The organism is Aetokthonos hydrillicola CCALA 1050 (assembly GCF_017591665.1).
Lineage (GTDB): Bacteria > Cyanobacteriota > Cyanobacteriia > Cyanobacteriales > Nostocaceae > Aetokthonos > Aetokthonos hydrillicola.
On record NZ_JAAKGC010000017.1, the window covers coordinates 92,583 to 104,934 of the forward strand.

Below are 12,352 nucleotides of genomic sequence, written 5' to 3' on the forward strand. Positions count from 1 at the left end.
TAAAGATAACATAAAAAAGCTATTGTAGTGGTTTTAAGATATTTATTGCTGTCTGATAACCAGTAATATTCCCTTGAGACTGGAAAAGCTGAGCTGCTAGCTGTAAATCCTCGACTGCTTTGTGCTTGTCACCCTTGATGGAATAAATTAATCCTCGATTTCCATAAGCCTCAGCAAACTGAGGATTAAGAGCAACAGCTTTGTTGAAATCAGCCAGGGCTAAATCCCATTTCTTCTGCTCACCGTAAAGAACCCCCCGAGCTCCGTAAGCAGAAGCATACTGAGGATTAAGAGCAACAGCCTTGTTGAAATCAGCCAGGGCTAAATCCCATTTTTTTTGCTGTTTGTAAAGAGCACGCCGATTGATGTAAGCATCAGTATCCTGAGGATTAAGAGCAACAGCCTTGTTGTAATCAGCCAGGGCTAAACCCCATTTCTTTTGCTCATAGTAAAGAACACCCCGATTGATGTAACCATCAGTATCCTGAGGATTAAGAGCAATAGCCTTGTTGTAATCAGCCAGGGCTAAATCCCATTTCTTTTGCTGTTTGTAAATAATAGGAGTTATGCATTGACAGAAATCATCAGATGTGGGGTAGGAATTAATAGCGTCCAACGTTTGATTTTTCCACTATTGATAGTGTTCCGTCCACCTGTAGGGGCGCAAGGCATTGCGCCCTTACAAGTCTGAAACAACCATTATCCGTGAATACACATGATGGTCAATTTGTATAGTGCGTAAGACCTAAGTATTACCCATAGAATTTCCGTGCTTAAGAAAAATATACAACTATTAAAATAATGGTGCGTTACGGACTTCGTCCTAACTCACCCTACAAGCTACAAACCCTAAGGAAAATCCGTATTACTTAAATCACAGATGGTCTGGATTAATTCCTTTTTGTTTAAGTAAAGTGCGAAGAGTTTGTAATTCAGCTTGTGCTTGTTCTGCACGTTGTCGTTCTTGTTCTATAGCTTCCGCTAACTGTTCATAGGTCGTAAACTTCTGTCCATCAGGACGGTAAATCTCAAGTTCACCATCTACTAACTCAAAACGGATGCTCAACCGGGGACTTACCCAACCTACCATTTGTTCAATTTCTACTAATTCATTTCCAGAACGTAGCCAACCTGTTAGTTCGCTTTTGTCTGGGTCATATAGGTAGTACTCTTCTACGCCATTGTGCTCATAAAACTTGTATTTGTTAATCATCTCTCTAGTGGTATTACTAGGAGAGAGAATTTCAAACACAACTTGGGGCGTGATGTTGTCTTCTTCCCATTGTAGGTAAGAACCTCTGTCTCCTTTTGGTCTACCAAAGACGACCATGACATCGGGAGCTTTGCGAGTAACGTTATTCCCCTTGATAGGATACCACAACAAGTCTCCAGCAACGAAAACGTTGGGGTCATTAGCAAACAGCAGATCTAAATTCTTTTTAATCAGTACAATCAATTCAAATTGTTTTGTGTTGTCTGCCATTGGCTGACCATCACTTTCAGGATATATAATGTCTTTTTGGATGGAAGATGACAACTGAGTAACCATTGTTGTGTTATTGGTAAGTGTTTGAAGATAATAAAAGATTTCTATAGGCTTATTATATGAGGCGATCACCCTTTGGGCGCAGATCTTCTATTCTCAAGAGCGGAGACGCTGCGCGTAGCTTGCTTCCCCACAGGGGTACGAGACGCTTTGCCAACGCTATCGCTTCTTAATAGCATTGCAATTGATGTAATGCTATTGCTCTACCTCATCAATCGTAATAAAAAAAGCCCTCCTTTTAGGGAGGGCTCTTTTTATCTATTCAGAAAAGTCTTTTCCGAATCCTGAATCAAGATTAACCGTTGATAGCAGGAGCAGAAAGAGCAACAGGAGCAACTTCATTAGCAGCTAAGTCTAAGGGGAAGTTGTGAGCGTTACGCTCGTGCATTACTTCCATACCTAAGTTAGCGCGGTTAAGGACGTCTGCCCAGGTTCCGATAACACGACCTTGTGAGTCAATTACGGATTGGTTGAAGTTGAAACCGTTGAGGTTGAACGCCATGGTGCTGATACCTAGTGCTGTGAACCAGATACCAATTACAGGCCAAGCTGCTAAGAAGAAGTGCAAGCTACGGCTGTTGTTGAATGAAGCGTATTGGAAGATCAAACGGCCAAAGTAACCGTGTGCTGCTACGATGTTGTAGGTTTCTTCTTCTTGTCCGAACTTGTAACCGTAGTTTTGAGATTCGGCTTCAGTTGTTTCACGAACCAAGGAAGAAGTTACCAAAGAACCGTGCATTGCACTGAACAAGGAACCACCGAATACACCTGCTACACCTAATTGGTGGAAGGGGTGCATTAGGATGTTGTGCTCAGCTTGGAACACTAACATGAAGTTGAATGTTCCAGAGATACCCAAAGGCATACCATCAGAGAAGGAACCTTGTCCAATTGGGTAGATCAAGAATACTGCAGTTGCACTAGCTAGAGGTGCAGAGTAAGCTACGCAGATCCAAGGACGCATTCCTAAGCGGTAGGAAAGTTCCCACTGACGGCCTAAGTAGCAGAAGCAACCTATCAAGAAGTGGAAGATTACCAACTGGTAAGGACCACCGTTGTACAACCACTCATCTAAGGAAGCAGCTTCCCAGATTGGGTAGAAGTGCAAACCAATTGCGTTGGAGGAAGGAACAACTGCACCAGAGATGATGTTGTTGCCGTAGATTAAGGAACCTGCAACAGGCTCACGGATTCCATCGATGTCTACTGGAGGAGCAGCGATGAAAGCAATGATGAAGCAGATGGTCGCGGATAGCAATGTAGGAATCATCAATACGCCGAACCAACCTACATAAAGGCGGTTTTCGGTGCTTGTGATCCAATCGCAGAACCGCTCCCATACATTGGCGCTACCGCGACGTTGTAGGGTTGTTGTCATTGTTCTTATGATTGCTGTTAACTTTATTGATTAGGCAAATAGCCTATACTCATATACTTTACATGAGTTCACTTAAAATAGGCAATTACTCTTGTTTATTTTTTATGTCGAAATAAACAACTTTGTTTATAGATGCTTATTATTTCTTTACAATTATTTATCCTACTAAATAATCTCCTAAAAATCAAATATCTCCTAAAAATCAAAATATATATAAGGTAAGCTCCCTTCAGGAGCTAATAACCAAACACAGTAAAGACATAGAGGTGTGAACATAAGCTTTAAATGCCAATTGATTTGTAGTTTCAACATACGATTGAAAGCATAAAATAAAGCCATAAAAATGCCTACAGTCGCTAAAAGTATTCCCATTTGGGGTTGACTGATATTTAAAGCTTCAACGTAAACTTTTTGTACAAATTGCTCATCAGCAGGATGAGCAAAAAGATGCTCAAAAACAGTCAAAGAATCGTGAACATCAGGTAAGCGGAACCAGATCCAAGAAGTAAAAACTGTTAATTGTGTGAACAGCCAAGCGAAAAAGACGCCCAAGGGACTTTGCCAAAAATTCTCTAGTACTTCAAAGCGATCGCTCATCGAATCAGTGAGTCGATGCACAACCATAGCAAAACCGTGCATTGTACCCCAAACTAAAAAGCCTAATGCTGCTCCGTGCCAAATACCTGCGATTACCATCACAATCATCAAATTTAGGCATGTCCGATCCAAACCTTTACGTGAACCACCCAAAGGAAAATATATATAGTTACGCAACCAATCGCCTAAACTCATGTGCCAACGTCGCCAAAAGTCAGCAATGCTAGTACTAAAATATGGAAAATCAAAATTTTCTGGCAGCATTAAGCCAAAGAGCATTGCACTACCACGGGCAATATCTACATAGCCGCTGAAATCTAAATACAACTGTAAACCGTAGGCAAATGTTGCTAACCAGAGATCAACACTACCTGCTCGTTGTATATTCCCAAAGCACAAATCAACAAAAATTCCCAAATGATCTGCTATGAGAGCTTTTTTAACTGCGCCTCTAGCAATTAACCATATCCCTTCCGCAACACTATCAGCTTTAAGCGATAGTAAATGATTAAATTGAATTGCTAAATTATGATAACGAGTGATCGGCCCTGAGATGAGTTTGGCAAAGAAAAACTTGTAGGCTGCAAATTTTAGTAGTCCTTTTGCAGGAGGGGCACCTCGATAGACATCCACTAAGTAAGCTATACACTCAAATGTAAAAAATGAAACTCCCAACGGCGCAATTACTTTAAAAGAGTCGGCAGCTGAGTTTGTCGAAGCCGTTTGAAATGTAAACCTTAATAGCGGTGGTAGATATTTAAAGCCTAAAAGAAGCAAAACATTTAGACTTATACCCAGCCATAATAGCTTTAAGCGGCGACGGTTCCAATCGGCTTGAGAAAATTGCCACTCTTCATTAGAAATTTGCGAGTTTAGATCATGGTTTTCAGATAAAGTGTTCTCTCCAATCTCTTGAGCTAAACGAAAGTTAATAAAAATTAGCGCCAATAGCAAAGGTACATACTGGAATTGTAGAGATGCATAAAATACCAAGCTAGAAATCAGCAGTATAAACAGACGTAATCTCTGTCCCCCCACTGACCAGTAAATTCCTAATACACTTATTAAGAATAGTCCATAGATAATCGAAATAAATTCCATTTCTTATTCGTTTGTTAGGAGTTAGTTTGTATATTTTCTACTTCGATGGCCAAGGAATCATCGGGTCATTAGCTAATTTTTTGGAAACTTCATATGCACCATAGCGATTAAGATGGCTAGGGTCAGAAAAGTAATCATTGGATTTTAGCCATAGCTGACTAAAATCTCGGTAAATAAAGTTTGGGCGGCGAGCCATATGCTGCATATACTGTTGAAATTCTTGTTCATATTTTGAGCGTATTGGGTCTAGATAATCTGCAGTCAAGGGCATATTAACAAACACAAGAGGAATTTTTTGCGCTTGCGTAAATCCAAGAATTTCTTGTAAAGCTGCATCTTGCTCGCCTCCTAGGTAGAAGGATTTGTAATCATTGTCGTAATCACCAAAAACTTTAGGGTGTTTTTGGTAATACTGTATAGGTTGGAAACGAGTAGATAAAGGTAAAAAACCATCAAAGTCTACGGCTTGTGGCAGAACCTCTTCGTCTGGATTTGTTTGATTTCCTTGTGCACTAAATGGCTTTTTTCTCTGACCAATAGTAGGCAAATATTTCAGTTGTTTGTTTAATAAACTTTTGAGATTGTCACGTTTTTGGTATGTAGAAGAAATATCACCCAATGATTGGTTTAATAACTGGTTAAAACTTTGGTAGCTATTGACTGTTTTTTCCTTGGCTATAGTTAGTGAAGAGCTTAGTATTTCTTTAGTATTGCTTGTTGTCTTTGGTGGATTTTTGGCAAATTCCTTATAACCTGGTGAAGCAGAGATACTTTTAAAAGTTACATCTTCTCGACCATTGTTAAAAGCACGAGAACCATCCGCCCAAATAATTAGTTTTGGAAGTTCTGAGGGCTTAAGAACTTGACGAAGAACAAAGTTGACAACTTGAGAGGTAGCACCATTAATACCAAAGTTAAATACATCAATATTTGAATAATGTTGACTCGCCAAAGCCTGAGAAAGTGCTACCGGGTCAATTCCTCTAAGAGCGCGTGAAGAGCCAATAATTAATACATTTGGCGGTTTACCAGTTTTTAATAAACGTTGTCTGTATAATGCTAGTTGTTCTTCTAACTGTCTAGTGTTAAAATTAGGTATCTGCTCTCGGGCTGCTAGAAGAATAGCAGTTGAAGTTGCTTTTTGCTTTAAGGGTGCAGCTGCCAAATTTTTTGTTGATGTATTATCTGTTTGGGTGAACTCGGAAGCATTAAATACAAAACTTTGTCTGCCAGAAGATTTATTTAGAGAAGTCTGAGGAAAAGGAGATGTTTTCCCTACTAGATTTTTATTAATAAATTGCTCCTCTTGGGATGGTTTAGGTGAAACATTGATAATTGCTGATGAGATACGAGTCGTGCGATCAATGATATGACCTAAGAGCCAATCTGTTTGTAGCGTGAGTAATAGCCCTAAAGCTCCCCAGACTAAAGCGATCCATCGACCTTGCCCTGCAGAAATTTGTTGTTGTGGTTGTTGGTTTTCAACGAATAGCTGTGTTTCTAAAAGTAACTTTTTCGTTGTTAAGAACCAATCATGAGTCGTAACAGAGAGAAAACGATGAACCTCTTCAGTAGTTACGTCAGAACGCACTACAGGTTCATCATCTTCAGGAGTTAGCAGATCTCGAATGTGAATAGAAGTAGCTGCGAATTCTGGGGGAGCTTCGGGAACCAAACGTTGACGAGGCTCAAAATCCGTACCCTGCTGCCAAAAAGGTTCTTTATTACCTGCACGACGTCCATAGATGCGCACGCCCTTAACCTGTGGAATTTTTAATTGCTTGATGAACTGTAAAACTTTGGGCGCAACTTCTTTACGTCTAGGACAGATAGGAGAATCACACATAATGTGTAACAAATCTCCTTTACGCAGTAGAAGTATACGAATACCTCCAGTCTTCAAGCGTAAATCTAGATCAGGGTTGAGTAAGCGCTCAAGCAAAAAAATCAGCGCAGGTTCGTCAAAAGAAGTAGCTAACTCCAGTGGTGAAGCAGCTAAGGCTGGATGATCATTTGCAGGTAAAGACAGCCAATCAATCCAGGCAGGTTGATTATCACCTGTTTTATTACCGTATACAGTAGCTGAAAGAATGCTTTGAGGCGCGATCGCTTGCAATTGAGATTTGATGATGTGTAGACATAACTTCTTATCTGGTGCTGTTGCGTTTTTTATCGGATCACCAGCAGGGGTGCAAAATATATGTAACGTTGATTCAGTGAGAGTTGTACTTACTGCTACTTTATGATCTGACAACAAGCTGTTTAACAGGCGTGTGATTGCTTCCACATCTCCCCAACGTGCCCATTCTTTGAGCATCACTTCTGGTGGAGTCAAATCGACTCGTAGCAGCCAATCAACTGTACTTTCACCACCAACTTGAGAAGCAACTACCGCATCTTCGTAGCCAGTAAGCTTAAGAGAGCGTAACTTTGAGGCTACAGCATCAGCAATTAACGATGGATCGGGACTATAACTCGATTGACAAAAAATCCATAGTCTGCTTTGCACACCCTGATTTAAAGGTGATTTTTGCTTCCTAACTTTTACCTCTACTGATACACCCAGGCTACTTAGCGTTTCACTGAGATAGCGAGCGATCCCATCAGGGCGTCCCTGACGTGCTAAGCTCTCGTTAGAAATAACTATTGCTCCACCAACTCTTGAGTGTTCAGCTTCTGTTATTAAAGCTTTATTCACCTCCTCTAGATGGCGTTCCAGTTGATTCAAGTTAACACGATGGCACCATTTTGGGCGGTTCTCACCTTTTTTTCTACCGTAGACAAATACTTGATATATTGAGATCTGTCCGCTATTAGTTAAAGTGTCAACGTTAGTCTGCTGTAAAGCTTGCAGCAAATCAGACAATGTTCGCCATCTTAGAGGGCATTCTGGACCCTCGCAAAGAATATGTAGGTTGTTTCCTTGCAACCGGATTTTCACCCCGAAAGCGCTAATCCCTGTTGCTTGACTTACCCACTGTACTAACAATTGCTGGCTATCTGGTAATACTGTTTTCATGGGAAGTTGATTTTGCAAAATGGGCATGGGGTATGGGGCATAGGGCATAGGGCATAGGGCATGGGGCATTGGATGGGTATTAAGCACTGAGTACTACACGTTTGTCTGCTTCTCTGCTCCTCTGCTCCCGGTGAAAATGTTTTTCGGTTGGCCATCTTGTAATCCCTAATAACTTGTAAACTAGAACCATAGAGTCATAACACTAAGAAGTTTTTCTCGCTTTCATTTCCTGATATGCTTGCAAAAAGAGCCAAGATAGTTTTACCGAGTTGCAAGCTTCTGGTTTTTCTTTGTTTTATACTCTTTCCCAGAGCCCTTCCACAACCAAGTATTACTCATGCCACCAGTTACTTCCCAACCTCTTTCTGATTCTGGATTAAATCTGGGTTTGTTTACCATTCCGACATCTTTCCTTTTACAAGCTGGTACAGCGTCTATCCTACTGCTGCTGATGGCAGAAAAAGCAACCTTAGATACCTTACAAAATTTTGGGGAAGCAAGTGAAGAACTGCTCCGAGGTGAACGTTTACCCATACTAAACTTTCCTGACCAGAATGAACTCAACCGAAGTTAACAAGGATACTCATTGTATTAGATATTCTAGTAACAATCCGTAAACTGAACAGGTAATAAATCTTAGATGGTAAACAATAATAGGCTTTACTACAATAGATAATAATATGAGTGCATATTTATACTCGTTTACTCAGGCTGTAAATATCTACCCTGCCTCTGACTTGTTTTTGCGGCACCGCTTGCACGTAATGGAAGAATTGTGGGAATCTGTTCTCCGGCAAGAATGCGGTCAAAAGATGGTGGATATTCTGCGACAGTTACAGAATTTGTGTTCACCAGAAGGTCAAGCAACTAATGATCAAGGGTCCTCTGTGTTTAAGTTGATAGAACAACTTAACATTAATGAAGCAATCAGGGCCGCTCGTGCCTTTGCTTTGTATTTTCAGTTGATTAATATCATAGAGCAGGACTACGAGCAACGACAGCAGCTGACTCGCTATGGAGCAGCAACAGAATCAGAAAATGACCAAACGTTCTCAAATAACAACAATTCATCATATCAAGAAGAAGCAGATGGATTTGCCATCAACAGCACAGGTCGTTCAGAATGGCTAGGAAATAGCTGGAATGGAAACCTGAACCCAAAAAAAGCAGGCACTTTGGCTATTTTATTTCCTCAGTTATACAAGCTAAATGTTCCACCTGAACAAATACAGAGGCTAATTGCACAATTAGATATCCAGTTAGTCTTTACGGCTCACCCTACGGAAATTGTTCGCCACACTATCCGCGACAAACAACGTCAAGTCGTGAAACTCTTACAGCAGCTCGACATTATCGAAAAACGTGGTAACACTGGAAACTCCTGGGAAGCAGAAGAATTACGGGAACAATTGCTAGAAGAAATCCGGCTGTGGTGGCGTACGGACGAACTGCATCAGTTCAAGCCTTCAGTGCTGGACGAAGTAGACTACGCCCTGCACTATTTTCAAGAAGTTTTGTTTGATGGTATTCCTCACCTATACAAGCGTTTTAAATATACTTTAGCCGCTACTTTCCCCTGGCTGGAACCACCAAAGAAAAACTTTTGTAAATTTGGTTCTTGGGTAGGTTCAGATAGGGATGGAAACCCGTCGGTGACACCAGAAATCACTTGGCAGACGGCTTGTTATCAGCGCAATATGGTGCTAGGAAAGTATATTCAATCAGTGAAACGGCTGATTAATTTGTTGAGTTTGTCGCTCCACTGGAGTGATATTCTGCCAGATTTGCTGGAATCTTTAGAGATGGAGCAATCCCAGTTAAGTGAAGTTTACGAAGAACTGGCTTTGCGTTATAGACAAGAACCGTACCGTCTCAAACTTTCTTATGTCCTTAAACGTTTGGAGAATACGCGCGATCGCAATTCGGCTTTATCTAAGCGAGAAATACTACAAAGCGATACCACCCCTATTTATCGATCAGGAGCGGAATTTTTAGCAGAACTGAGGCTCATAGAAAAAAACTTGACAGAAACAGGTTTAAGTTGTAGAGAACTAGAAAATCTCATCTGTCAGGTAGAAATTTTTGGCTTTAACCTCACACAACTAGATATTCGCCAAGAATCTTCCCGTCATTCAGACACTATCAATGAAGTCTTGGATTACTTGGGAGTTTTACACCAACCCTATAACGATTTATCAGAGTCTCAAAAAGTTGCTTGGCTAGTTGCAGAACTACAAACCCGCCGCCCCCTAATTCCCGCTCAACTTCCATTTTCCGATAGAACTAACGACGTTATTGAGACGCTCCGAGTAGTGCGATCGCTACAAGAAGAGTTTGGAGCAAATATCTGCCAAACCTATGTGATCAGCATGTGTCGTGAAGTCAGCGACGTCTTAGAAGTACTGCTATTGGCAAAAGAAGCGGGACTGTATGATCCAGGTACTGCTATTGGTACAATCCAAGTCGTTCCTTTATTTGAAACGGTAGAAGATTTACAGCGCTCAAAAAGCGTGATGCGGCAGTTATTTGACCTGCCATTATACCGCGCTTTGTTAGCAGGAGGTTATGAAGCAGTTAGATCTGGAGGAAACGTTACATCTCCTTTGTTCCCCTTGACTCCCAACTTACAAGAAGTCATGCTGGGTTATTCTGACAGCAACAAAGACTCTGGTTTTTTAAGCAGTAACTGGGAAATTCATAAAGCTCAAAAATCTCTTCAAAAAATAGCTGAAGATCACGGCGTCATCTTGCGGATTTTCCACGGGCGCGGTGGTTCTGTGGGGCGGGGTGGTGGTCCATCTTATGAAGCTATTTTAGCTCAGCCTGGTCACAGTATTAATGGACGAATTAAAATCACTGAGCAAGGAGAGGTTTTAGCTTCTAAATACTCCCTGCGGGACTTGGCTTTGTTTAATTTGGAAACTATCACCGCTGCTGTAATTCAAGCTAGTCTGCTGCGAACTGGGTTTGACGATATTGAACCTTGGAATGAGATAGTTGAAGAACTTGCTGCGCGATCGCGTGCGCATTATCGTTCCCTTATCTACGAACAGCCAGATTTTATTGACTTCTTCCACCAAGTTACCCCCATAGAAGAAATCAGTCAGCTACAAATTAGCTCTCGTCCTGCGCGTCGTCCATCTGGTAAAAAAGATTTAAGTAGTTTACGTGCAATACCTTGGGTATTTAGCTGGACACAAACTCGCTTTCTACTACCTTCCTGGTACGGACTTGGTACAGCTTTACAGGAGTTTCTCGACAAAGAGCCAGAAGAACACATGAAGCTTTTGTGCTATTTCTATATGAAGTGGCCTTTCTTTAAGATGGTGATTTCTAAAGCAGAAATGACCTTGGCAAAAGTTGACTTGCAAATGGCTCACCAGTATGTTCAAGAACTATCAAATCCTGAAGATAAACCGCGCTTTGAGAAAGTTTTTGAACAAATTGCTCACGAGTTTTACCTTACACGAGATTTAGTTTTAAAAATCACCAATCACGAGCAACTTTTAGACGGCGATCCTGTATTGCAGCGTTCAGTAAGGTTACGTAATGGTACAATTGTACCTCTCGGTTTCATACAAATTTCTTTACTCAAACGCTTACGCCAGTCTCGTACTCATGTGACATCTGGAATTATCCACTCCCGCTACAGCAAAGGTGAATTGCTACGCGGCGCACTCTTAACTATTAATGGTATTGCTGCTGGGATGAGAAATACGGGTTAGGGCATGGGGAATGGGGAATGGGGAATGGGGAATGGGGAATGGGGCATGGGGCATGGGGCATGGGGCATGGGGCATGGGGCATGGGGCATAGTAGAATACTTAATAATTCCCAGCGCCCAATACTTAACCCCTAACACCTAACGAATGAACCGAGCTTTAACTTGTACATTTTCAGCAATATTGGCAGGACTTTTTGGTGGTTATATTAGTGGACAAATCACCTTAAGTCTTCGCACTCAACAATGCCAAAATCAGCCTTGGGGCTTGAAGGAAGTTTGTAGCGTTATGGTAACACCAGGTGCTATATGGGAAGGTAGCACAACAGGTATATGGACAGGGACTTTGTTAGGAGCATTTGTAAGTGGTGTGGTGACACACGAAAATAAAAAAGGGAATAGGCAATAGGCAATGGTTTAAGAGAAAGAAGGTTATCTTATAGCTTAATTTTCGTGCCTTAAATCCATTTCCAATGCCCCATGCCCTATGCCCTATGCCCCATGCCCCATGCCCCATGCCCTATGCCCTATTCCTTCGATTTGGCTTTTGAAGGTGACAGAGGGTTTTCCAAGAGTTTGTGCTAGTGTCAAAACAGCACCAAGAGCCTTTAGTGGGATCTTTGTAGCAAAATAAAGAGCGATCCCTAGCATTTAAGTTATCTGTTAAAGAATAGACAATACCCCGAAAAGGATGCATTTTCCGACTTAAGCGCTTGGCTACTGCTTGATTGGGACACTCTACAACAAACACAGGTTGTCGATCTAGGTGAGCGACAGAGAAGATGCACATCCGCAAGATTGCTCGCAACGAGCTTTCTGAAGATTCAAAGTAATCATCTATAATCTTGTTTGTCAAAGCTATTTCCCAGGCACGTTCTTCATAGGGAGTGTGAGGTTCATCCATAGCGCACCTACCGTTATACCTTTGGTAAGAGATTAAGCTAAAAGTCCTCGAGCTGGCAAGAGTGAAAGAAAATATACAAGGAAAAT

Annotated in this window: 9 protein-coding genes; 3 read left to right on the forward strand and 6 right to left on the reverse strand. The window is 41.4% G+C overall.

Annotation, left to right across the window (positions count from 1 at the left end):
• Nucleotides 1-19 precede the first annotated feature (19 nt).
• The 5 genes from G4P69_RS11420 to G4P69_RS11440 form a co-directional block, all read right to left on the reverse strand.
• Nucleotides 20-616: a tetratricopeptide repeat protein gene (locus G4P69_RS11420; RefSeq protein WP_208344270.1), complete on the reverse strand. Its 597-nt coding sequence runs from the start codon at nt 614-616 to the stop codon at nt 20-22.
• Nucleotides 617-874: 258 nt separating this feature from the next.
• Entirely contained in the window at nt 875-1,549 is a 675-nt protein-coding gene (locus tag G4P69_RS11425) for a Uma2 family endonuclease (RefSeq protein ID WP_208344269.1), read from the reverse strand.
• A 292-nt stretch (nt 1,550-1,841) separates the two neighbouring features.
• Complete coding sequence (gene psbA / locus G4P69_RS11430) at nt 1,842-2,924, reverse strand: photosystem II q(b) protein (RefSeq protein WP_208344268.1); 1,083 nt, start codon at nt 2,922-2,924, stop codon at nt 1,842-1,844.
• A gap of 195 nt (nt 2,925-3,119) precedes the next feature.
• Complete coding sequence (locus G4P69_RS11435) at nt 3,120-4,622, reverse strand: MBOAT family O-acyltransferase (RefSeq protein ID WP_208344267.1); 1,503 nt, start codon at nt 4,620-4,622, stop codon at nt 3,120-3,122.
• Nucleotides 4,623-4,659: 37 nt separating this feature from the next.
• Nucleotides 4,660-7,641 carry a DUF1574 family protein gene (locus G4P69_RS11440; protein WP_208344266.1) on the reverse strand — a complete coding sequence of 994 codons (2,982 nt, stop codon included), beginning with the start codon at nt 7,639-7,641 and terminating at the stop codon, nt 4,660-4,662.
• A gap of 337 nt (nt 7,642-7,978) precedes the next feature.
• Here G4P69_RS11440 and G4P69_RS11445 point away from each other — a divergent pair, with 337 nt between their 5' ends.
• The 3 genes from G4P69_RS11445 (at nt 7,979) to G4P69_RS11455 (ending at nt 11,771) form a co-directional block, all read left to right on the forward strand.
• Nucleotides 7,979-8,215 carry a hypothetical protein gene (locus tag G4P69_RS11445; protein WP_208349825.1) on the forward strand — a complete coding sequence of 79 codons (237 nt, stop codon included), beginning with the start codon at nt 7,979-7,981 and terminating at the stop codon, nt 8,213-8,215.
• A gap of 106 nt (nt 8,216-8,321) precedes the next feature.
• Nucleotides 8,322-11,366, forward strand: a complete 3,045-nt coding sequence (ppc, locus tag G4P69_RS11450; protein WP_208349833.1) for a phosphoenolpyruvate carboxylase — start codon at nt 8,322-8,324, stop codon at nt 11,364-11,366.
• Between the two features lie 144 nt (nt 11,367-11,510).
• Complete coding sequence (locus G4P69_RS11455; protein ID WP_208349844.1) at nt 11,511-11,771, forward strand: hypothetical protein; 261 nt, start codon at nt 11,511-11,513, stop codon at nt 11,769-11,771.
• A gap of 111 nt (nt 11,772-11,882) precedes the next feature.
• Here G4P69_RS11455 and G4P69_RS11460 read toward each other — a convergent pair whose 3' ends face one another.
• Nucleotides 11,883-12,266, reverse strand: a complete 384-nt coding sequence (locus G4P69_RS11460) for a hypothetical protein (protein WP_208349847.1) — start codon at nt 12,264-12,266, stop codon at nt 11,883-11,885.
• Between the last annotated feature and the right edge of the window lie 86 nt (nt 12,267-12,352).